This window comes from Actinomyces sp. oral taxon 169, from assembly GCF_013394715.1.
Lineage (GTDB): Bacteria > Actinomycetota > Actinomycetes > Actinomycetales > Actinomycetaceae > Actinomyces.
On sequence record NZ_CP058259.1, the window covers coordinates 1,411,590 to 1,434,013 of the forward strand.

A 22,424-nucleotide genomic window follows, 5' to 3' on the forward strand; every position below is an offset into this window, starting at 1 on the left:
CCGGTCTCGCCTGTATCACCGCACGCTGGCCCGGCCCGGGCAGGTCACGGCATGATGGGGGCATGCGCCACACACCTGCACCCCGTTCCACTCGTCGTCCGAAGGACCGAGCCCTGCGCGTGGGGCTCACCGGTGGCATCGGCTCAGGCAAGTCGACGGTTGCCTGCCTGCTCGAAGAGCGCGGCGCGGCCGTGACCAGCGCCGACGAGGTCGCTCGCGACGTCGTCAGCCCGGGCAGTGACGGTCTTGCGGCAGTGGTGGCCGAGTTCGGGGAAGGGATCCTGGCTCCGGACGGCTCCCTGGACCGCGGTGCCCTGGGGCGCCTGGTCTTCTCCGACGACCTACGCCGTGCCCGCCTGGAGGAGCTCCTCCTGCCCCTGATCGCAGCAGAGGCGTGGGCTCGGATGGATACGGTTCCGGCCGGGCGGGTGGCGGTCTACGACGTTCCTCTCCTCGTCGAGGGACAGATGCAGGACCTGTTCGATCTCGTCATCGTCATCGAGGCCGAGCTCGAGGTGCGTCTGGAGCGGCTCGCTGCGCGGGGGATGACCCGTGACGAGGCGCTGGCCCGGATTGCTGTTCAGGCCACCGACGAGGAACGCCGAGCCGTTGCGGACGTCGTCGTGTCCAACTCCGGGGCGCTGGAGGACCTGAGCGCCGAGGTCGACAGGCTCTGGAGCGCCCGGATCCTGGAGCCGGGAGCCACCGCCTGAGGGCAGGGGAGACCTTCACATCGGCGGACACCGCGCCCACTCCTACATTGGGGCGGAACCGAGAGGTAGAGCCGGAAGGCAGGTTCAGCCCGAGCAGCTGTTGCGTCGAGAGGTGGTGCGGGCAGGGCCGAGGGCTCCGACGATGGTGGCGGAGACGGCGACGATGAAAGCCATGAAGGATCCTTGGAGTCAGGGGATGAAGACAGGGCGCAGGGGCGGGCCCCATGAGCATCCACATAAACGTGGAATGGGACGACCCGGCGTCCTGCGAGAACCACCGTAATAGGTGAACTCGATTGAAAGGTTCCTTCCCGGATACAAAGACGTATCTGTGTGGTGACAGCGGGATCGCAGGATGATGAACGAGGCGACCGCGCGGTCAGAGGTGTCCATGGTGTCGGTCGGACCGCGTAGCCTGAAGGTATGCGTCCCGTTACCGAGCTCCAGCGCGCAGCCAAGCCCTTTGAGGTCATCAGTCCTTACTCGCCCAGCGGGGACCAGCCCACGGCGATCGCCGAGCTGACCGAGCGTCTGCGGGCGGGGGAGAAGGACATCGTCCTGCTCGGCGCCACGGGAACCGGCAAGTCCGCGACGACCGCCTGGCTCGTCGAGCGGGTCCAGCGCCCCACCCTCATCCTGGAGCCGAACAAGACCCTGGCCGCCCAGATGGCCGCCGAGTTCCGTGAGCTGCTGCCGAACAACGCGGTGGAGTACTTCGTCTCCTACTACGACTACTACCAGCCCGAGGCCTACGTCCCGCAGACGGACACCTTCATCGAGAAGGACTCCTCCATCAATGACGAGGTCGAGCGCCTGCGCCACAGCGCCACCAACTCCCTGCTCACCCGCCGGGACGTCGTCGTGGTCTCCTCGGTCTCCTGCATCTACGGCCTGGGCACCCCCCAGGAGTACGTGGACCGGATGACGCCGCTGGAGGTGGGCCAGCAGATCGACCGGGACGATCTTCTGCGGCGCTTCGTGCAGATGCAGTACACCCGCAACGACATCGACTTCACCCGGGGCACCTTCCGCGTGCGCGGCGACACGGTGGAGATCATCCCGATGTACGAGGAGCTCGCCATCCGCATTGAGTTCTTCGGAGACGAGATCGAGGCCCTGGCCACGCTGCACCCCGTGACCGGGGACGTCATCGACACCGTCGAGCAGGTCTTCGTCTTCCCCGCCTCCCACTACGTGGCCGGCCCCGAACGCATGCAGAAGGCCATCGAGGGCATTGAGGCCGAGCTCGCCGAGCGCCTGGCCCAGCTCGAGCACGACGGCCGTCTCCTGGAGGCCCAGCGCCTGCGCATGCGCACCACCTACGACCTGGAGATGCTTCAGCAGATCGGCATGTGCTCCGGGATCGAGAACTACTCGCTGCACATCGACGGGCGCGAGACCGGCACCCCGCCCAACACTCTCCTGGACTACTTCCCCGAGGACTTCCTCCTCGTCATCGATGAGTCCCACGTGACCGTCCCTCAGATCGGCGCCATGCACGAGGGGGATGCCTCCCGTAAGCGCACCCTGGTCGAGCACGGGTTCCGTCTGCCCTCCGCACTGGACAACCGCCCTCTGACCTTCGCTGAGTTCGAGGACCGCGTCGGTCAGACCGTCTACCTGTCGGCCACCCCGGGTGACTACGAGACCCAGCGTTCCGACGGCGTCGTCGAGCAGATCATCCGGCCCACGGGACTGGTGGACCCCAAGGTCGTCGTCAAGCCCACGCAGGGACAGATCGACGACCTGCTCGAGCAGGTGCGCGCCCGCGTCGAGCGCCAGGAGCGGATCCTGGTGACCACCCTGACCAAGCGCATGGCCGAGGACCTGACCACCTACCTCGCCGAGAGGGGCGTGCGCGTGGAGTACCTCCACTCCGACGTCGACACGCTGCGACGCGTCGAGCTCCTGCGCGAGCTGCGGCTGGGGCGCTTCGACGTCCTGGTGGGCATCAACCTGCTGCGTGAGGGCCTGGACCTGCCGGAGGTCTCGCTCGTGTCCATCCTGGACGCGGACAAGGAGGGCTTCCTGCGCTCGACCCGCTCCCTGGTGCAGACCATCGGACGTGCCGCCCGTAACGTCTCCGGCGAGGTCCACATGTACGCCGACACCATCACCCCGGCCATGGCTGAGGCCATCGAGGAGACTGAGCGCCGCCGCACCAAGCAGCTGGCCTACAACGCCGAGCACGGCATCGACCCGCAACCGCTGCGCAAGAAGATCGCCGACGTCACCGACATGCTCGCCCGCGAGGACGTCGATACCGCCGACCTCCTGGCCGGCGGCTACCGGGGCCATGAGGACTCCTCGGTGCGGGCCCGACGCAAGCACGCCGCCGAGGCCACCGTGCGCGAGAAGCTCGCCGGGGCGGCGCAGGGCGACCTCGCCGAGCTCATCAACGAGCTCACCCAGCAGATGCACGCCGCCGCCGAGGACCTCCACTTCGAGCTCGCCGCCCGGCTGCGCGACGAGATCCAGGACCTCAAGAAGGAGCTGCGCGCCATGCGGGCCGCCGACTGATCTCACAGTCATGAGTGACTCGACGTGGCTACGTCGAGAGGAAGCGTCCCGTTAGACTCTCAGGCGTTATACACGGAGGGGAGTACTCCCAACCAACGGCGACGTCGTCATCACGGCGGTGCGGGCACCACATCAGTCCTGCGTTCCCGGCGTCGCGGCCAGAGTGAAGCGCGCCTTGAGCGCCTGTCCACGTGGCGGGAGGAGACCTCCGGTACTAGTTCCGTACCGGAGGAGAACACGTGGACGTCCACATCCTGGGGTGGATCGGCCTGGCGGCCATCATCCTGACCCTCATCGTGATCGACATCGTCGGTCACGTGCGCACCCCCCACGAGCCCACCATGAAGGAGGCCGCCGTCTGGTCGGTGGCCTATATCGGCATGGCCCTGGCCTTCGGCGGCATCGTCTGGTTCGTGTGGGGCGGAGGCTTCGCCCAGGAGTACCTGGCCGGCTACATCACCGAGAAGGCGCTGAGCATCGACAACCTCTTCGTCTTCGTCATCATGATGTCCTCCTTCAAGGTGCCCCGGAAGTACCAGCAGGAGGTGCTGCTCGCCGGCATCGTCATCGCCCTTATTCTCCGGCTCATCTTCATCCTCGCCGGTGCCGCACTCATCGAGAACTTCTCCTGGGTGTTCTACTTCTTCGGGGCCTGGCTCCTGTGGACGGCCTTCTCCCAGGCCCGGGAGGGCGTCCAGGAGCCCGACGACGATGACGAGGAGTACAGGCCCAGCGGCTTCGTCAAGCTCATCGCCCGCGTCATCCCGATGACCGACGGCTTCGTGGGCGGCAAGGTCATTCATCGCCACGCCGGGCGCACCATGATCACCCCCATGATGCTGTGCATCATCGCCATCGGCACCGCCGATGTCATGTTCGCCGTCGACTCCATCCCCGCGATCTACTCCCTGACCAGCGAGCCCTTCCTGGTCTTCTCCGCCAACGCCTTCTCCCTGCTGGGCCTGCGCCAGCTCTACTTCCTCATTGACGGGCTGCTCGACCGACTCGTCTACCTCCACTACGGCCTGGCGGTCATCCTCGGCTTCATCGGCTTCAAGCTCATCGTTCACGCCCTGCACACCAACGAGGTCCCCTTCATCAACGGGGGCCGGGAGTGGCACGCCATCCCCGAGGCATCGATCGGAGTGTCCCTGAGCGTCATCATCACCACCGTCCTGGTCACGGTCATCGCCTCGGTCCTCAAGTCGCGGGCAGATGCCCGGCGCGTTGAGGCGGCATCCTGAGCTCTCGGCCGCCAGGAGGAGGGGCGCCCTCCGACTGATTCACTACTGTGTGACGTGTGAGCACCACGCATCCCTTTGAGTCCTCGGTCAACGGGCTCAGCGCCGCCCAGGTCGCCGAGCGCGTCAGCGCCGGACAGACCAACGAGTACCGCGAGCGGACCTCCCGCAGCGCCGCGCAGATTCTGCGAGCCAACGTCTTCACGATCTTCAACGGCATCCTCGGCGCCGCACTGGTCCTCGTCCTGGCACTGGGGCACTGGGCAGATGCGCTGTTCGGTTTCGTCCTTGTGCTCAACACCGCCACCGGAACCCTGGCGGAGATCCGCGCCAAGCGTGCCCTGGACCGTCTGTCCGTGCTGGAGACCCCCCGCGCCGTCGTCGTCAGGGACGGGGCTGAGACCGAGGTGGCCGTCGGCCAGGTCGTTCTCGACGACGTCGTACGGCTCGCAGCCGGCCAGCAGGTGCCGGCAGACGGGGAGGTTCTGACCAGCGACGGCCTGGAGATCGATGAGTCGATCCTCACGGGCGAGTCCCGGCCCGTGCGTCCCGTGAGCGGAGCGAAGGTCATGTCCGGGACCACGGTGACGGCCGGGACCGGACTGTTCCGCACCACCGCGGTCGGCGGGGACGCCTACGCCCACCGGCTGGCCCGCGAGGCCCGCAGGTACTCGCTCGTCGTCAGTGAGCTGCAGGCCGGAACCAACCGAGTGCTGCACTGGATCAGCTGGGTCATCGTGCCCGTGGCCCTGGTGCTGGTGTGGTCCCAGCTGCGGCTGAGCGGAAGCGTCGCCGAGGCCTGGAGCAGCGGTGCCTGGCGCCACGCGGCCGTCGCCGGCATCGCCGGCGTGGTCAGCATGGTGCCCCAGGGCCTGGTGCTCTTGACCTCTGTCAACTTCGCCACCGCCTCCCTGGCCCTGGCCAGGCGCAACGTCCTGGTTCAGGAGCTGCCCGCCGTCGAGGTCCTGGCCCGGGTCGACACCCTGTGCCTGGACAAGACCGGCACCATCACCACCGGCCGTATCCGTCTCGGTGAGATCCAGGGGCCCGACGGCGGCGAGGCTCCCCCCGAGGTGCTCTCGGCGCTCGCGCTTCTCAGTACGGTGGGGGAGGCCAACGCCACCGCCGACGCCATCAGGGAGGGGCTCGCTGATTCCGAGTGGCTCGGTGCACAAGGACTTCAAGAGGCGCTGTCGTCGGCCGGTGCCGGCAGCAGGGACGGTGTGGAGTCAGTGCCCTTCTCCTCGCGCCGCAAGTGGTCCGCGGTTCGCGATCGCTCCGGCACCACCTGGGTGCTCGGCGCCCCCGAGATCGTTCTGGTTGGGCACAGCGCGTCAGTGCTGGATCGTACCCGTCAGATCGCCGCGCGGGGGATGCGCGTCGTGGCCCTGGCCCGCTCGCGCTCGCCCTGGAGGCTGGCCCCGGGGGAGGAGGAGCCGCGGCTTCCCGACGACCTTGAGGCCGCAGGGATCGTGATCCTCACCGAGGAGATTCGCCCCGACGCCGCGGAGACCCTGGCCTACTTCCGCCGGCAGGGCGTCGACGCCAAGGTCATCTCCGGGGACAGCCCCGAGACCGTGGCCGCGGTCGCCCGCCAGGCCGGAGTCACCGCGCCCGACGGCGGCGAGCTCGTCGTTCTGGACGCACGTACCCTGCCTGCCGGAGCGGGCAGCGGGCAGGAGACGGAGGAGGACCTGGAGCGCCTGGCCGACGCGGTTGAGGGTGCCAGTGTCCTGGGCCGGGTCACTCCCGAGCAGAAACGGGCACTGGTGCGGGCGCTGAAGTCCCGGGGGCACGTCGTCGCGATGACCGGGGACGGCGTCAACGACGCCCTGGCGCTCAAGGACGCCGACCTCGGCATCGCCATGGGCAACGGAGCGCCGGCCACCAAGGCGGTGGCGCGCCTGGTGCTGCTCAAGGGAGAGTTCTCGGCCCTTCCCGGGGTCGTGGCTCAAGGGCGGCGTGTCATGGCCAACACCGAGCGCATCGCCTCCCTGTTCCTGGCCAAGACCATCTACGCCTCGCTCATCGCCGTCGTCGTGTCGGCCATGGCGGTCGCCTACCCGTTCCTGCCCCGCCAGTTCACGGTCGTCTCGTCCCTGACGATCGGGATCCCCGCCTTCGTCCTGGCCCTGGCCCCCAGCAACCAGCGCTACCGGGAGGGCTTCCTCGGACGGGTGCTCAGCCTGTGCGTGCCGGCCGGACTCATGGCGGGCACCGTCACGCTGTCCACCTACCTCTGGTTGACGCTCACCCACGCCCCGCGCGCCCAGGTGACCACGGCGACGACCCTGGTCCTCATCACCTGCGGACTGTGGCTGCTCACGCTCACTGCCAGACCATTGACGAGCTGGCGGCTGGGACTAGTCGCCCTCATGGGGACGATCGCGGTCCTCGGCGTTGTCGCCCCACCGGTGCGCGCCTTCTTCCTGCTGGCCTGGCCCACCCCCGGGGTGTGGTGGGTCATCGCACTCATGGCGGGCCTGGCCGTCGGCGGCATCGAGCTGGTCCACCTGGTGCGGCGCCGGATCGTGCGCGGTCGGGGATGAGTGCGCCTCTACTTCGCAGCGATGAGGCGCAGCCAGCCGTTGTGGGGATGGACGCTGACATCCACCATCAGGAAACCGGCCTCGTAGGCTGCGCCGGCTAGGGCTTCGCTGTCAGGGACGTGCATGTTCAGGCGATCCGCCCAGGCCCCCGCTGACGCCCGATCAGCGAACTCGTTTGCGATCACGAGCTTGCCACCGCGGTTGAGAACCCGGTGGATCTCAGTAAGACCGGCCTGCAGTTCCAGCCAGAAATAAGTGGTTTCGAAAGCCGTCACCACGTCGAAGAACCCATCACGGAAGGGGAGGCTCTCCACTGAGCTCTCCACGATTCGCAGGCGTCCGGAGGAGACGGCGGCGCGGTTGACGCTCCGTGCGGTCTTGACCGCCTCAGGGGAGTGGTCAACGCCGGCCACCTCACGGCGCGTCTCCTCCAGGATCCGGGAGATGGCCTTGCCACCTCCGCAGCCGACGTCGAGCACCCTGTCAGTCAGCTGGATACCCGCTGCCTTCAGACCCCACTGATGCAGGCGGCTGTGCCCGATGTTCATGCTGCGCAGCAGGAGGCGGCCCATGAGCGAGGAAGGGCGGGAGAACTGGGACTCGGTGGGCGCGGAAGAAATCATGGTCCCATGCTCCCGGCCGGGTGGTGCGGGAGCAAGAGCCGTCAGCACATGAGACGGTGGGGAAGTAGCTCAGGCCAGGACCCCGATGACGGGGTTCCACTCGCGCGGGATGCGCTCAGCGATGTAGCCGGCCTGCTGGAAGGGGTCGTCCTCGAGCAGGGCCAGCGCACCGGCCTCGTCCTCGGCCCGCACGACGATGAGGGCGTCATGGGTGCCCACGTAGGGGCCGGCGGCCAGCAGCCGGCCCTCATCGGCCAGGCGGCCGTTGAAAGCGCGGTGCGAGGGACGGACAGCGGCCATCTCCTCGTCCTTGTCAGTGACGTAGCGGTACTCGACGGCGTAGATCTTGCTCATGGCCTCAGCATAGGGGCGCCGCCCCCGACCGTGGTGAGAACTCGGGAGCGCGGTCATTCTTCCGGTGTCCCGACCATGAGACGCGTCGAACACATGTGCGACGCACGGGAAGTGCGCTCACCCCTTAGACTCGAATCCCGTGAACGACTCTCTCATCATCCGTGGGGCCCGCGAGCACAATCTCAAGGGCGTCGACCTGGACCTGCCGCGCGACACGATGATCGTCTTCACCGGGCTGTCGGGCTCGGGCAAGTCCTCCTTGGCCTTCGACACGATCTTCGCCGAGGGGCAGCGCCGCTACGTGGAGTCCCTGTCCTCCTACGCTCGTCAGTTCCTCGGGCAGATGGACAAGCCTGACGTCGAGCTCATCGAGGGCCTGAGCCCGGCGGTGTCCATCGACCAGAAGTCCACCTCACGCAATCCCCGGTCCACGGTGGGCACCGTGACGGAGATCTACGACTACCTGCGTCTGCTCTACGCACGCGCCGGCATCCAGCACTGCCCGGTCTGTGACGCCGTCATCTCCTCCCAGACCCCGCAGCAGATCGTCGACCAGGTCCGCTCCCTGCCCGAGGGCACTCGCTTCCAGGTCCTCGCCCCCGTGGTACGCGGCCGCAAGGGCGAGTACTCCGAGCTCTTCGGTGAGCTGCGCGGACGCGGCTTCAACCGGGTGCGCGTCGACGGCGCCGCCGAGCGCCTCGACAACCCCCCGACCCTCAACAAGCGCCTCAAGCACGACATCGAGGTCATCGTCGACCGGCTCGTCGTCCGCGAGGGCATTCGCCAGCGCCTCACCGACTCGGTGGAGACGGCGCTGGGGCTGGCGGAGGGGCTGGTCATCATCGAGCAGGTCGACCTGCCCGAGGACGACCCCGACCGGGAGCGGCGCTACTCCGAGAAGCGCGCCTGCCCCAACGAGCACCCCCTGGCCCTGGACGAGATGGAGCCGCGCACCTTCTCCTTCAACGCCCCCTACGGCGCCTGCCCCGCCTGCACCGGAATCGGCACCCGGCTCGAAGTGGACCCCGAGCTCGTCGTCCCCGACGAGGAGCTCACCCTGGCCGAGGGGGCCGTCGCCCCCTGGTCGAGCCACCAGAAGTACTTCACCCGCCAGCTCGAGGCCCTGGGCAAGGAGCTCTCCTTCGACGTCGACACCCCCTGGCGCGCCCTGCCTGCGCGGGCTCGGGAGGCGATCCTGCGCGGTAAGGACTACGAGGTCAAGGTCACCTACCGCAACCGTTGGGGACGTGAACGCATCTATGCCAGCGGCTTCGAAGGGGTGCTCGACTACGTCATGCGCAAGCACGACGAGACCGAGTCCGACTGGTCCCGGGAGCGCTATCAGGCCTACATGCGTGAGATCCCCTGTCCCGTCTGCGACGGAGCCCGGCTCAAGCCCGAGGTGCTGGCCGTGCGCGTGGGCGAGCTGTCCATCGCTCAGCTGTGCGAGCTGCCGATCAACGAGGCCCGAGACTTCCTGGCCGATCTCAACCTCACCGGCCAGGCCGCTCAGATCGCCGGCAGCGTCCTGACCGAGATCAACGCACGCCTCGGCTTCCTCGTGGACGTGGGCCTGGACTACCTCAGCCTGGCTCGCGGCGCGGCCACGCTCTCCGGGGGCGAGGCCCAGCGCATCCGTTTGGCCACCCAGATCGGCTCAGGCCTGGTGGGCGTCCTCTACGTCCTGGACGAGCCCAGTATCGGCCTGCACCAGCGCGACAACACCCGACTCATCGAGACCCTCCAGCGACTGCGGGACCTGGGCAACACGCTCATCGTCGTCGAGCATGACGAGGACACCATCCGCTCAGCCGACTGGATCGTCGATGTCGGGCCCGGAGCCGGCGAGCTGGGCGGTGAGGTCGTCTACTCCGGCGACGTTGCGGGCCTGGCCGGGACTGAGGGCTCCATCACCGGCGACTACCTGGCCAGGCGGCGTCAGATCGAGATCCCCGCCACTCGGCGCAAGCGGGACAAGGGCCGTGAGGTCACCGTCGTCGGGGCCCGGGAGAACAACCTCAAGGACGTCACCGTCTCCTTCCCGCTCGGTGTACTCACCGCCGTCACGGGGGTATCCGGCTCGGGGAAGTCCTCCCTGGTCAACTCCATCCTCTACCAGGTGCTCGCCAACCGGCTCAACCGCGCCCGTGGCGTGCCCGGCAGGCACAAGACGGTGCGAGGTGTGGAGCACCTGGACAAGGTGGTCCACGTCGACCAGTCACCGATCGGGCGCACGCCCCGGTCCAATCCCGCCACCTACACCGGTGTGTGGGACCACATCCGCAAGATCTTCGCGGCCGTGCCCGAGTCGAAGGTGAGGGGATATGGGCCCGGGCGCTTCTCCTTCAACGTCAAGGGCGGGCGCTGCGAGTCCTGCAAGGGCGACGGCACGCTCAAGATCGAGATGAACTTCCTGCCTGACGTCTACGTCCCCTGCGAGGTCTGCCACGGCGCCCGCTACAACCGGGAGACCCTGGAGATCCGTTACAAGGACAAGACGGTTGCCGATGTCCTGGACATGACCATCCATCAAGCGGCCGAGTTCTTCTCCGCCTCCTCCGTCATCTCCCGCCATCTCAACACCCTGGTCGAGGTGGGGCTGGGGTACGTGCGCCTGGGGCAGTCGGCCACCACGCTCTCCGGCGGTGAGGCCCAGCGCGTCAAGCTCGCCACCGAGCTGCAGCGTCGCTCCACCGGCCGGACCATCTACGTCCTGGATGAACCGACCACCGGGTTGCACTTCGAGGACATCCGCAAGCTGCTCGGGGTGCTTCAGGGACTGGTCGACAAGGGCAACTCCGTGGTCGTCATCGAGCACAACCTCGACGTCATCGCCAACGCCGACTGGGTCATCGACATGGGACCCGAGGGCGGCAAGGGCGGGGGAACCGTCGTCGTGGCCGGGACCCCGGAGAAGGTCGCGGCCACGGAGTCCTCCTACACCGGTCAGTTCCTGGTTCCAGTGCTGGAGGCCGCCCGCGGCTGACGCCCTCGCCCGCTCCGGTCCGGCTCAGCCCGACGGCTCGATGTCGGGCCGACGCCCTCAGATACTTCCGGGCCCCATGGGGGCCTGGTTGCTCTCGCGACGCTGCTCCTGCGCGAAGCGGTTGTAGAGCAGGGAGAGGACGAAGCAGACGACGCCCGCGGCCGCCAGGGAGATGACTCGAATGATCGAGTTCTGCGAGGCCACGTCCACAACAGCGAGCTTGAGCACGGACAGGAGCACCAGGGTCAGTCCGTAGTGGCGCAGGATCGTCAGGCGTGCCCTGAAGCCGAAGACGATGCAGGCACCGCCCGTCAGCAGGACCAGCACCGACATGAGGACGGAGCCCGGACCGACCTCGGTGGCCACCATCACGGAGATCCACATGAGCAACGAGTTTCCGATCGCAAGGCTCAGGCACACCTCCGCCCGCCGCTGCCAGGGAAGCAGAAGCCACGTGGCGCTGGCTCCCAGCCCCAGGGCGACGGCGACCAATAGCAGCATCCAGGCCGTCGAGGACGCAGCATCAGCCCACGACAACGTCACCAATGCCAGCGCGGCCACCGTCACCGAGACGATCCAGGACGGTGCTGGTGCTCCCGTCTGCCTCCCTGTCGGGTCGGGCAGGGTCTCGCCGTGGGGCCCCACCCGGTAACGGGCTCCGCGGCACTGGCCACTGAGCACTCGCAGAGGCGTGGCTCCGGGTGAGACTGCCCCCAGCGCGATGAGCGCGATAGCCACCAGGCCCGGAACCATGCGCAGCGCCTCCCAGGCGCCCCGGTTGTTCTCCACAAGACCGGATCCCAGGAATGGAACGAGGACGGTCATGTTAAAGGCGACTGCCGCCAGAGCCACCCGCAGGGCCTGCACCCGTGGCTGAACGCGTGAAGGCACGGCATACGGAGCCGGGACCGCAGAGCTGCGGGCGACTCGGTCACCGATTCCTTCGGCCACGCACACCATGAGCGCAGAGATCACCACGGAGATGATGAGCGACCAGGAGTCGCTGCGGGAGTAGACAGTTCCCGGAGGCACCAGGATTGGTGCCGTTCCGAGCAGAGCCAGGATCGGGGCCGGCTCCACTCGTGCGTTCAGGATGGCCGGAAGGAGGCACAGCATCGCAGCTACGACGACGAAGAGATGGACCCGAGGATCGCCTACAACCGCCATTGCGGCCAGCGCGAGGGGGAAGAACGCGGCCTCGTGCCCGATCGCCATGGCACGGCGCCAACCAGTGGGGCAGTAGCCCGGGAGCGTCGCGAGCGCCGCCGCGGCCAGCAGGAGAAGCTCGAGGAGATAGGTGATGACGACGACGGCGTGCGCCAGGTGCAGAGTCATCTGCCCCATCAGCAGGTTGATGAACCCCACCATGAGCACTGCCGCAGTCAAGCCCCAGTCCCAGCCCGAGGTCTTGATACCGATGCTCCACAGTCGTGTGCTCGCGTGCATCGTCTGAGACACCAGCAGCACGCACAGGATGAGACTGATGCTGGTGCCGCCGACGGTGGAGACGCGCAGCATCGGCTGGATCGGTGCGGCGATGAGGGCTGTCGCCGTCGCCACCATCGATGTCACCGGATACCAGGCGGCCGACCTCATCCGTCCTGTGTTGCGCGACAGGGCGGTACAGGTCAGCGCCAGCACCGTGACGTGAATGCCGATCATCAACCATGTGACGAGCGCGGCCTGTGGCTGGCGTGACACGTGACTGACTGCGAACCCGATGGTCACCAGAGCGCCGAGAGTGGAGACGACCGCGGTGAACAGCACCCGTGTCATGTGCGACACGGCCAGAAGCACGAGGCCCCAGCAGGCCATGAGGATCAGCGCGGGCTCTGGGCGGAGCATCCCGCCGAGAAGGACGGCTCCCACGACGGCGACGAAACCTAGCCCCCCGCCAGTTCCCGTGATCGTCGCTGCGGCCACACGGTGATGGGGATGACGGAGCCCCAATCGAGCTCCGGAGGCCGTCATCGTGACCGCGATGAGTGCCAGTCCCAGGATCTTGACGGGGTTGGGAATGTAGTCCCAGACGAGAGCCAGCAGACTGACCCCGGCTGACAGGACGAGCACTGCTGCGGCCCCGGAAAGCAGATAGCGTCCGAGGTTGCCCTCCCGCATCGCCCGCTGGGCCCAGCCCGGGACCGCCTGGGCCTCAGCGCCGAGTGCCTGACCGGCGCCGGCCGGACCCACCTGATTGGTCGCCTGCATATGAGGGGCGTTGCCCGCTACGGGGGCGTACTGCATCGGAGTCGGGCTCGCCTGGGCTGCGAAGGATCGTGCGGGCTCCACGGGGGCGGGAGGCTGGAAGCGTTGGTCCTGCGGTACCTCAGTCTGAGTGGCTCGGGGAGCGTCTGCGGACGGGGCCTTCGCAGAGTGGGCGTTCCTGTCCTCCGGGAGAGGGCCGTTGACCGGGGTCTGAACGGGGGACTCGTTGAGACGCTGCCAGGAGTGCTCCGAGACAGACCTCGTCTGCGGGGCGATCGAGGGTGGAGTCGTCTCCGGATGGGAGGGGCTGTCGCTCCTAGCCGTGGAAGGGGAGTCGCTGCTCTCCTGCGTCGAGGTGGCGGAAGAGTATGTCAGCCAGGTGACGCGTTCGGCGAGCCAGTCGATCTTCCTCTCGATGAGGTCCAGCCGCTGCAGGACCAGGGCGACATTAGGGCCGACAGTTGGTGGCATGGACATGACGGTTCTCCTCGTCACTCGGTGCTCGGCGGTGAGCACGTGTCACTCAACCGATTCATCTGAGAGTAAGGGGAGTCGTCGATGTCGTGAAGGGGGTACAAGTGCCCTGTGGATAACTCGAGAGGACGGAGAGAACCGATCCTTCAAGAACGAACAGAGTCGAACAAAGTTCCACAAGAACGGTCAGGCTGGGATAGGCTTGTGTCATGAGCGAGAACGGACTCACTTCAGCCCAGCACAAGATGCGCAACGCCGGTGTCGCAGAGCAGGCCATCACGGTTTTCACCCACTACTACCAGTCCCTGGAGGCGGGGGCCACCGGACTCATCCCCGAGGAGACCATCGAGCCCCTCACGCAGATCGACTCTCTGGCTGACGTCGAGGTCAGCGAGGAGCAGGCTCGCGAGGCGCTGAGCAAGACGGTCCTCATTCGGCTCAACGGGGGACTGGGCACCTCGATGGGTCTGGATCGCGCCAAGTCGCTCCTGCCGGTTCGTGATGGCAAGACCTTCCTGGACCTGCTGGTCGATCAGGTCCTGGCGGCACGTCGTCGTTACGGAGTGAGCCTGCCGCTGATCCTCATGAACTCCTTCCGCACCCGGGAGGATTCCCTTGAGGTACTGGCCGGGCACCCCGAGATCCAGGTCGACGGCCTGCCCCTGGACTTCCTGCAGAACCGCGAGCCCAAGTTGCGCGCCGACGATCTGACTCCCGTGGAGTGGGAGGCCGACCCCGAGCTCGAGTGGTGCCCGCCGGGCCACGGCGACATCTACACAGCCCTGCTCGCCTCCGGGCTGCTGGACGCCCTGCTGGACAAGGGCTACCGGTACGCCATGACTGCCAACTCCGACAACCTCGGTGCGGCGCCCTCGGCCAGGATTGCCGGCTGGTTCGCCGCCTCCGGAGCCCCTTACGCCCCGGAGATGTGCCGGCGCACGCCGGCCGATGTCAAGGGCGGCCACCTGGCGGTGCGCAAGAGCGACGGGCGCATCATCCTGCGCGACACGGCGCAGACCCCTGAGGACCAGATGCACTATTTCACCGACCAGTTCCGCCACCCGTTCTTCCACACGAACAACCTCTGGTTCGACCTCGAGGTGCTGCGCGACACCCTGGCCGATCGGGGCGGGATCCTCGGGCTTCCGCTCATCAGGAACAGCAAGACGGTGGACCCTGCCGACTCCTCCTCGACGCCGGTCATCCAGCTCGAGACGGCCATGGGTGCTGCCGTCGAGGCCTTCGAGGGTGCCACCGCCATCGAGGTGCCGCGCTCCCGCTTCCTGCCGGTCAAGACCACTAACGATCTGCTGCTGGTGCGCTCGGACGTCTATGAGGTCGACGACGACGGACTGCTGCAGATGGTCCCGGACCAGGCCTGCACCGTGAGTCTCGACCCGCGCTTCTACAAGAAGATCCAGGACTTCGAGGCTCGGTTCCCAGACGGCGTCCCCTCCATCAAGGACGCGCAGTCGCTGACGGTGGACGGCGCCTGGACCTTCGGTGCCGACGTCGTCGCCACCGGTGAGGCGCATGTGGAGGCGGACGGCTCGCCCGGACGGATCGCCGACGGCGTCCGGATCTGAACGAACCGATGGTCGCGGCCCTGCTCGTCGCGGCCGGTCGCTGCGAGGTGGCGCCGGACACTCAGTCATGAGGTCCGGCGCCACCGCGCGGAGCGGGAACGAAAAAACGCTTGCCCTCGCAGAGGAGGGCAACCGTGAGGAAACTACTATCCGGTGGGCGATACTGGAATCGAACCAGTGACCTCCTCGGTGTGAACGAGGCGCTCTAACCCCTGAGCCAATCGCCCGGTGCGGCGCTAACCATAGCCAGCCCGGTGCCTCCGGAGCAAACGGCTGCCCGGTGAGGTGAATCACCGCGATGCCATTTGCCTGCCACTGCGATCGTGGTGCTATGGTTTTCCAGCACCGAGCGGTTCGGACGGACCGTGAGGATTCATGCGGATGTGGCTCAGTTGGTAGAGCATCACCTTGCCAAGGTGAGGGTCGCGGGTTCGAGTCCCGTCATCCGCTCCGAGGAGCCGGGAGCGCCCAGCCCCAGCATCTCATGGTGGGTTGGCCGAGAGGTTAGGCACCGGCCTGCAAAGCCGTTTACACCGGTTCGAATCCGGTACCCACCTCGGGCGATTGGCGCAGCGGGAGCGCGCTTCCCTGACACGGAAGAGGTCACTGGTTCGATCCCAGTATCGCCCACCACCATGACGACGGACCCGAGCCCAACCGGCTCGGGTCCGTCGTCGTTCCCGGGCTCGGGGCTCTGGCGGCCGGCTGCTGGGCCACGGGTCGTGGACGACGATGATGGGCGTCTACGCTTGCGGGCATGGCCGACCCCTCGACGTACCGTCCTGCCCCGGGCGAGATCCCCACGTCCCCAGGGGTCTACCGGTTCCTGGACGGGCAGGGACGGGTCATCTACGTCGGTAAGGCCAAGAACCTGCGCCAGCGCCTGTCCAACTACTTCCAGGACCTCGCCGCCCTGCACCCGCGCACCCAGAAGATGGTCACCACCGCATGCGCGGTGGAGTGGACGGTGGTGTCCACCGAGGTGGAGTCCCTGGCCCTGGAGTACTCCTGGATCAAGGAGTTCAACCCCCGTTTCAACGTCATGTACAAGGACGACAAGTCCTACCCCTACCTGGCGGTGACGATGGGGGAGACCTACCCCCGCGTGCAGGTAGTCCGCGGGGCCCGCAAACCGGGAACCCGCTACTTCGGCCCCTTCGTCCAGGCCTGGTCCATCCGCGAGACCGTCGAGCAGCTGCTGCGGGTCTTCCCAGTGCGTTCCTGCTCAGCCGGCGTCTTCCGCCGCGCCCAGGCTTCGGGGCGTCCCTGCCTGTTGGGGTACATCGACAAGTGCTCGGCCCCCTGTGTGGGCCGCATCAGCCCGCAGGACCATCGGGCGCTGGCCGAGGACTTCTGCGCCTTCATGGCCGGTCGCACCGGCCCCTACCTGCGCCAGGTCGAGGCTGAGATGAAGGCGGCTGCCGCCTCCCTCGACTTCGAAAAGGCCGCCCGCCTGCGTGATGACGCCGCCGCGCTGCGCAAGGTCATCGAGGGCAACGCCGTCGTCCTTCCCGACGCGACCGACGCCGACGTCTTCGCCCTGGTCCGCGACGAGCTCGAGGCCGCCGTCCAGGTCTTCCACGTCCGCGGCGGCCGGGTGCGAGGGCAGCGCGGCTGGGTCGTGGACCTCATCGACGACGCCGGGGACGCCGAGCTCATCGAGCGCCTCCTCGAACAGGTCTACGCCTCCCTCATTGATCCGGCCGACGCCGGCGCCGTCCACCACGGCGGCGCCCCCACCTCCTCGGGCACCACCACCTCCGTCGGGGTGGGGGACCGTGCCCCCTCCAGCCCCCAGCCCCGCAGCGGCCCCAACGGTTCCAACGGTGATGCCTCCCGGCGCAAGGGCGAGTCGGCGGCCACGAGCGTCGACGACGTCGCCCACACGGCCACCACGGCGGTGCCCAAGGAGATCCTGGTTCCCGAGCTGCCCAGCAACGTCGCCACCGTGCGCACCTGGTTGTCCGGCCTGCGCGGGGCAAAGGTCGACCTGCGCGTCCCGCAGCGCGGCGACAAGGCCGCCCTCATGGACACGGTGCGCAAGAACGCGCAGGAGGCTCTGAGGCTGCACAAGACCCGAAGGGCGGGAGATCTCACCCAGCGCGCCCTTGCCCTCGATGAGCTCGCCGAGGCCCTCGATCTGCCCGAGGCGCCCCTGCGTGTCGAGTGCTACGACATCTCCCACACCCAGGGCACCTACCAGGTCGGCTCCATGGTCGTCTTCGAGGACGGTGCGCCCCGGAAGTCCGACTACCGACGCTTCACCGTGCGCGGCCAGGACGGCAGCGGCGCGGCTGACGATACCGCCGCCATGCATGAGGTCCTCACTCGCCGGTTCAAACGCCTCATCGCCGAGCAGGGACGCGGGGAGGCCGCAGCCCGGGCGGCGCAGGAGATCGAGGACGTCGAGGGCATCGCCGTCGCGTCCGGTCCTATCGATCCCGAGACCGGCAAGGCCCGGCGCTTCTCGTACGCGCCCGGGCTGGTCGTCGTCGACGGCGGGCTGCCGCAGGTCAATGCGGCACGCACCGTGCTCGACGAGCTCGGCATCGACGTGCCGCTCATCGGACTGGCCAAGCGTCTGGAGGAGGTGTGGGTGCCGGGGGAGGAGTTCCCCGTCATCCTGCCGCGCACGTCGCCCGCCCTCTACCTGCTCCAGCACCTGCGCGACGAGTCCCACCGCTTCGCCATCACCCACCACCGCAAGAAGCGCTCGGCCGGCATGACCCGCTCCGTCCTGGACGGCATCCCCGGCCTTGGACCGGCTCGTCAGGCGGCCCTCCTGCGGGAGTTCGGCTCGGTCACACGCATCCGGCAAGCCGATCTGGACGACATCACTCGTGTCAAGGGCATCGGACCGGCTTTGGCGGGTACTATCTTGGCTCACCTCCACAGTCCAGCTACTGAACAGTAGTGTGATTTCACGAAGCGCTGGACTGACGTCAACTCGAAAGGAAACCCCGTATGAGGATCTCCGCCCGCAACCAGCTGCCCGGCACCGTCGTCTCCATCGAGAAGGGCGCCGTCAACGGCGTCGTCAAGATCGAGGTCGCCCCCGGCGTCATCATCACCTCCTCCATCACCAACGCGGCCATCGAGGAGCTTGAGCTGGCAGAGGGTAAGAAGGCGGTCGCAGTCGTCAAGGCCTCCTCCGTCATGGTGGGCCTCCAGGACTGAGGCCGGACGCCGCCATGAGGCGCAGGTCGGCCGCCGTCAGCGCGATCTGATCGTGGCGGTCACTGGCCCGGAACCTTCTGAAGCTGACACCGGACAGAAGACACGGAGGATGAAGAGCCATGACCGCACCATCGCCCGACCCCGACCTGCGCTTCCCCAGCGGCTTCCTGTGGGGCGGAGCCACCGCCGCCAACCAGATCGAGGGCGCCTACAACGAGGACGGCAAGGGCTTGTCCGTCCAGGACGTCATGCCCCGGGGCATCCTGACCCCGCCCACCCAGGTCCCCACCCCCGACAATCTCAAGCTCGAGGCCATCGACTTCTACCACCGCTACGCCGAGGACATCGCACTGCTGGCGGAGATGGGATTCAAGGTCTTCCGCTTCTCCATCGCCTGGAGCCGCATCTTCCCGCTCGGTGACGAGACCGAGCCCAACGAAGAGGGGCTGGCCTTCTACGACCGGGTCCTCGACGAGCTCGAGAAGCACGGCATCGAGCCCCTGGTCACCATCAGCCACTACGAGACCCCGCTCCATCTGGCCCGTACCTATGACGGCTGGACTGACCGCCGCCTCATCGGCTTCTTCGAGCGCTACGCCCGCACCCTGTTTGAGCGCTACGGCGAGCGGGTGAGGTACTGGCTCACCTTCAATGAGATCAACTCCGTCTTCCACGAGCCCTTCCTGTCCGGTGGCATCGCCACCCCCAAGGACAGGCTCAGCGAGCAGGACCTCTACCAGGCCATTCACCACGAGCTCGTCGCCTCGGCGGCCTCCACGAGGATCGCCCACGAGATCAACCCCGATATCCGGATCGGCTGCATGATCCTGGCCGTGCCCACCTACCCGCTGGCCCCCGACCCGCGAGACGTCTGGGCCGCCAAGCAGGCCGAGCGCGCCAACTACGCCTTCGGGGACCTCCACGTGCGCGGCGAGTACCCCGGCTACCTGCTGCGGACCCTGCGGGACAAGGGCATCGAGCTGGAGATCACCGAGGCGGACCGCGCGCTGCTGCGGGAGCACACCGTCGACTTCGTCTCCTTGTCCTACTACATGTCCGTGTGCGAGACCGCCACCCAGGAGGCCCCGGCCGGCCGGGGCAACCTTATGGGCGGGGTAGCCAACCCGACCCTCGAGGCCTCCGACTGGGGGTGGCAGATCGACCCGGCGGGCCTGCGCACGATCCTCAACGACTACTGGGACCGCTGGGGTAAGCCTCTGTTCATTGTCGAGAACGGCCTGGGAGCCAGGGATGTTCTCGTTGACGGCCCCGACGGCCCCACGGTTGAGGACGACTACCGCATCGCCTACATGAACGACCACCTGGTCCAGGTCGCCCAGGCCATCGCCGATGGCGTCGAGGTCCTGGGCTACACCTCCTGGGGCTGCATCGACCTGGTCTCGGCCTCCACCGCCCAGATGTCCAAGCGCTACGGCTTCATCTACGTGGACCGCGACGACGACGGCAACGGCACCCTGGCCCGCTACCGCAAGAAGTCCTTCGGCTGGTACCGCGATGTCATCGCCTCCAACGGCGCCTGCCTCATTCCTTCGCCACAGGATGCGGCACAGGGGTAACCGCTGAGACGGTGCGGCCCGCCCGGGCGATTTGACTCAGACGCTGAGACGGATCGCCTGAGCGGCGGCCCGGGCCCGGTCCGTGGCGGTGGAGGCGTCGTCGGCATAGGCCACGACAACGCCCAGGCGCCGCCCCGGGTGGGCCTCAGGCTTACCGAAGAGCCGCAGATCCACGCCCTCCTGAGCGAGCGCCTCATCAAGACCCGCGAAGCGCACGCCCTCGCCCGGCGCGGACTCTCCCGTCGCCTTGACGGTCACCGAGGCGCCGGGGGAGCGCAGAGAGGTATCCACGGGCAGGCCCAACAGGGCGCGGGCGTGCAGCTCGAACTCGCTCAGGCGCTGACTCGCCAGCGTCACCAGGCCGGTGTCATGCGGACGCGGCGAGACCTCGGAGAAGAGAACCTCCTCCCCGCAGATGAACAGCTCCACTCCGAACAGGCCCCAGCCGCCCAGCGCCGCGGTCACGCGCTCAGCCACCTGCTGGGCCCGTTCCAGGGCCACCGGGGACAGTTGCTGCGGCTGCCAGGACTCCACATAGTCCCCATCAACCTGCCGATGCCCGATCGGCTCGCAGAAGCTCGTCACCGTCTCCCCAGTGCCCGGATGACGCCAGCGCACCGTGAGCAGCGTGATCTCGGTGTCGAAACGCACGAATCCCTCCACGATGACCCGGCCCCGGTCCACCCGGCCGTCGGCCGCCGCGTAGCGCCAGGCCGCCTCCAGGTCCTGCGGCCCGTGCACCACGGACTGGCCGTGCCCCGATGAGGACATGACCGGTTTGACCACGCACGGAAAGCCCACCTGCTGAGCACCCGCCCGCAGCTCATCCAAGGACGAGGCGAAGGCGTAGGGACTGGTCGCCAGCCCCAGCTCCTCAGCTGCCAGGCGGCGAATGCCCTCACGATTCATCGTCAGCTGCACCGCGCGAGCGGTCGGTACCACCCGTACCTCGCCTGCCTCCTCCAGGGCCGCCAGGGCGTCGGTGGCCAGCGCCTCGATCTCCGGGATCACGACGGCGGCACCGCTGGCGCGGATGGCGGCCGTCAGCGCCTCGGAGTCGCTCATGTCCACCGTCACGGCGTTGTGCGCCACCTGTTGGGCTGGAGCCCCCTCATAGCGGTCGATTGCCGTGACCTCCACCCCCAGCCGGGTCAGAGCGATCGCCACCTCCTTGCCGATCTCACCGGCGCCCAGCAGCGCCACCTTCGTCGCGCTGCTGGTCCAGGGCGTACCCAGCACCGGCGCCTCTGGGCGCCGTATCGCAGTCTCCTGGGACGCGCTCTGGTGCGGGAGCACCTGGTCGGACATGGGGGAGGAGCTCATGTGGCCTCCTGACGTCTGGCGCCGGGAACCGGCGGCAGTGAGTACTGGCAACGGTGAAACGCTACCGGCAAACCGGCGTCGGCGACGGGCGGAGCGAGCTGGACATGCGATGCTTGGAGCATGCATGACGAGCGCCGCCCTCAGTCCTCCTCCGGCAAGCGCCAGCGGCTTCAGGACACGGTTCCCATTGAGATCCCCGCCCTCGATGAGGCGACCCCTCCGGTTCCCCCGGCGGAACGCCCCGAGATGATTATTGTCACGGGTATGTCCGGGGCGGGGCGCTCACGCGCGGCCAACGCGCTGGAGGATCTCGACTGGTACGTCGTGGACAACCTGCCGCCCCAACTGCTGCCGGCCCTGTCGGGAATGATGACAACGGTCGGCGCCGGGGTGCACCGGCTGGCCGCGGTGGTCGATGTGCGCAGCCGCGAGTTCTTCTCCCACTTCATGGACTATCTGCGCAAGGTCCGCAACAACGGCACCGACGTGAGGCTCATCTTCCTGGATGCCTCTGACGCCGTGCTGGTCAGACGCTTCGAGTCCTCTCGCCGCCCCCACCCGTTGCAGGGCAGCGGCTCCGTTCTGGACGGGATCGAGCACGAGCGCACCCTCCTGGGGGGCTTGCGGGGCGTGGCAGACAGCGTCATCGACACCTCCAACTACTCCGTCCACGACCTCGCCCGGCGGGTGCGCGAGCTCGTGGCGCACGAGTCCGACCTGGCCCTGCGTATCAACGTCATGTCCTTCGGGTTCAAGTACGGCATTCCCCTGGACGCCGACCACGTCCTGGACGTGCGCTTCATCCCCAACCCCTACTGGGTCTCCGAGCTGCGCCACCTCACCGGACGTGACGTACCGGTGGCCGACTACGTCTTCGCCCAGAAGGGGGCGGCGGCCTTCGTCGACGGGTACGCCGACCTGCTCATCCCCGCGCTCCCGCAGTACGTCGATGAGCTCAAGCCCCACGTCACGCTGGCTGTGGGCTGCACCGGCGGCAAGCACCGCTCCGTGGCCTCGGCGGAGCGGCTCGGGGCCAGGCTGAGGCGCGGGGGCTTCGAGGTCGTTGTCCAGCATCGCGATCTGGGACGGGAGTAGG

General features: G+C 67.9%; 14 protein-coding genes and 4 tRNA genes. 13 read left to right on the top strand and 5 right to left on the bottom strand.

Annotated elements, in window-relative coordinates; translation table 11 throughout:
* Positions 1-62 precede the first annotated feature (62 nt).
* From coaE to HW274_RS06110, 4 genes are all read left to right on the top strand, one after another.
* Entirely contained in the window at positions 63-713 is a 651-nt protein-coding gene (gene coaE / locus HW274_RS06095; RefSeq protein ID WP_256692439.1) for a dephospho-CoA kinase, read from the top strand.
* Between the two features lie 423 nt (positions 714-1,136).
* Positions 1,137-3,233 carry an excinuclease ABC subunit UvrB gene (gene uvrB / locus HW274_RS06100; protein ID WP_075253800.1) on the top strand — a complete coding sequence of 699 codons (2,097 nt, stop codon included), beginning with the start codon at positions 1,137-1,139 and terminating at the stop codon, positions 3,231-3,233.
* 239 nt (positions 3,234-3,472) lie between these two features.
* A complete protein-coding gene (locus tag HW274_RS06105; RefSeq protein WP_075253801.1) occupies positions 3,473-4,477 on the top strand; it encodes a TerC family protein in 1,005 nt (334 codons plus the stop codon).
* A gap of 56 nt (positions 4,478-4,533) precedes the next feature.
* Entirely contained in the window at positions 4,534-7,023 is a 2,490-nt protein-coding gene (locus tag HW274_RS06110) for an HAD-IC family P-type ATPase (RefSeq protein ID WP_075253802.1), read from the top strand.
* 8 nt (positions 7,024-7,031) lie between these two features.
* On the opposite strand, the gene HW274_RS06115 is transcribed toward HW274_RS06110, so the two are convergent.
* On the bottom strand, positions 7,032-7,595 hold the full coding sequence (locus HW274_RS06115; RefSeq protein ID WP_081376202.1) for a class I SAM-dependent methyltransferase: 564 nt from the start codon (positions 7,593-7,595) through the stop codon (positions 7,032-7,034).
* Between the two features lie 120 nt (positions 7,596-7,715).
* Complete coding sequence (locus tag HW274_RS06120; RefSeq protein ID WP_020991526.1) at positions 7,716-8,000, bottom strand: YciI family protein; 285 nt, start codon at positions 7,998-8,000, stop codon at positions 7,716-7,718.
* A 139-nt stretch (positions 8,001-8,139) separates the two neighbouring features.
* On the opposite strand from HW274_RS06120, the gene uvrA reads away from it, so the two are divergent.
* Positions 8,140-10,986 carry an excinuclease ABC subunit UvrA gene (gene uvrA, locus HW274_RS06125; RefSeq protein ID WP_185989484.1) on the top strand — a complete coding sequence of 949 codons (2,847 nt, stop codon included), beginning with the start codon at positions 8,140-8,142 and terminating at the stop codon, positions 10,984-10,986.
* Positions 10,987-11,043: 57 nt separating this feature from the next.
* On the opposite strand, the gene HW274_RS06130 is transcribed toward uvrA, so the two are convergent.
* A complete protein-coding gene (locus tag HW274_RS06130; RefSeq protein WP_185989485.1) occupies positions 11,044-13,668 on the bottom strand; it encodes a DUF2339 domain-containing protein in 2,625 nt (874 codons plus the stop codon).
* 206 nt (positions 13,669-13,874) lie between these two features.
* Here HW274_RS06130 and HW274_RS06135 point away from each other — a divergent pair, with 206 nt between their 5' ends.
* Entirely contained in the window at positions 13,875-15,251 is a 1,377-nt protein-coding gene (locus HW274_RS06135; RefSeq protein WP_185989486.1) for a UTP--glucose-1-phosphate uridylyltransferase, read from the top strand.
* A 154-nt stretch (positions 15,252-15,405) separates the two neighbouring features.
* On the opposite strand, the gene HW274_RS06140 is transcribed toward HW274_RS06135, so the two are convergent.
* Positions 15,406-15,478 (bottom strand) — tRNA-Val (locus HW274_RS06140).
* 150 nt (positions 15,479-15,628) lie between these two features.
* Here HW274_RS06140 and HW274_RS06145 point away from each other — a divergent pair.
* The 6 genes from HW274_RS06145 (at position 15,629) to HW274_RS06170 (ending at position 20,005) form a co-directional block, all read left to right on the top strand.
* Positions 15,629-15,701 (top strand) — tRNA-Gly (locus tag HW274_RS06145).
* Between the two features lie 36 nt (positions 15,702-15,737).
* Positions 15,738-15,808 (top strand) — tRNA-Cys (locus HW274_RS06150).
* Between the two features lies 1 nt (position 15,809).
* Positions 15,810-15,884: transfer RNA gene (locus HW274_RS06155), tRNA-Val, on the top strand.
* A 124-nt stretch (positions 15,885-16,008) separates the two neighbouring features.
* On the top strand, positions 16,009-18,165 hold the full coding sequence (uvrC, locus tag HW274_RS06160; protein WP_185989487.1) for an excinuclease ABC subunit UvrC: 2,157 nt from the start codon (positions 16,009-16,011) through the stop codon (positions 18,163-18,165).
* 50 nt (positions 18,166-18,215) lie between these two features.
* On the top strand, positions 18,216-18,428 hold the full coding sequence (locus HW274_RS06165; RefSeq protein ID WP_003780741.1) for a molybdopterin-binding protein: 213 nt from the start codon (positions 18,216-18,218) through the stop codon (positions 18,426-18,428).
* A 119-nt stretch (positions 18,429-18,547) separates the two neighbouring features.
* On the top strand, positions 18,548-20,005 hold the full coding sequence (locus HW274_RS06170) for a glycoside hydrolase family 1 protein (protein WP_185989488.1): 1,458 nt from the start codon (positions 18,548-18,550) through the stop codon (positions 20,003-20,005).
* A 36-nt stretch (positions 20,006-20,041) separates the two neighbouring features.
* Here HW274_RS06170 and purT read toward each other — a convergent pair whose 3' ends face one another.
* Positions 20,042-21,328, bottom strand: a complete 1,287-nt coding sequence (gene purT, locus HW274_RS06175) for a formate-dependent phosphoribosylglycinamide formyltransferase (RefSeq protein ID WP_075253809.1) — start codon at positions 21,326-21,328, stop codon at positions 20,042-20,044.
* Between the two features lie 120 nt (positions 21,329-21,448).
* Here purT and rapZ point away from each other — a divergent pair, with 120 nt between their 5' ends.
* Positions 21,449-22,423 carry an RNase adapter RapZ gene (gene rapZ / locus HW274_RS06180; protein WP_185989489.1) on the top strand — a complete coding sequence of 325 codons (975 nt, stop codon included), beginning with the start codon at positions 21,449-21,451 and terminating at the stop codon, positions 22,421-22,423.
* Position 22,424 lies beyond the last annotated feature (1 nt).

What these genes read in the sequence shown, in the direction of transcription:
- uvrC (WP_185989487.1), top strand. Translation starts at nt 16,009, where the DNA reads ATGGCCGACCCCTCGACGTACCGTCCTGCCCCGGGCGAGATCCCCACG.
- HW274_RS06165 (WP_003780741.1), top strand. Translation starts at nt 18,216, where the DNA reads ATGAGGATCTCCGCCCGCAACCAGCTGCCCGGCACCGTCGTCTCCATC.
- HW274_RS06115 (WP_081376202.1), bottom strand. Translation starts at nt 7,595, where the DNA reads ATGGGCCGCCTCCTGCTGCGCAGCATGAACATCGGGCACAGCCGCCTG.
- purT (WP_075253809.1), bottom strand. Translation starts at nt 21,328, where the DNA reads ATGAGCTCCTCCCCCATGTCCGACCAGGTGCTCCCGCACCAGAGCGCG.
- HW274_RS06135 (WP_185989486.1), top strand. Translation starts at nt 13,875, where the DNA reads ATGAGCGAGAACGGACTCACTTCAGCCCAGCACAAGATGCGCAACGCC.
- HW274_RS06130 (WP_185989485.1), bottom strand. Translation starts at nt 13,668, where the DNA reads ATGTCCATGCCACCAACTGTCGGCCCTAATGTCGCCCTGGTCCTGCAG.
- HW274_RS06170 (WP_185989488.1), top strand. Translation starts at nt 18,548, where the DNA reads ATGACCGCACCATCGCCCGACCCCGACCTGCGCTTCCCCAGCGGCTTC.
- rapZ (WP_185989489.1), top strand. Translation starts at nt 21,449, where the DNA reads ATGCATGACGAGCGCCGCCCTCAGTCCTCCTCCGGCAAGCGCCAGCGG.
- HW274_RS06120 (WP_020991526.1), bottom strand. Translation starts at nt 8,000, where the DNA reads ATGAGCAAGATCTACGCCGTCGAGTACCGCTACGTCACTGACAAGGAC.
- uvrB (WP_075253800.1), top strand. Translation starts at nt 1,137, where the DNA reads ATGCGTCCCGTTACCGAGCTCCAGCGCGCAGCCAAGCCCTTTGAGGTC.
- coaE (WP_256692439.1), top strand. Translation starts at nt 63, where the DNA reads ATGCGCCACACACCTGCACCCCGTTCCACTCGTCGTCCGAAGGACCGA.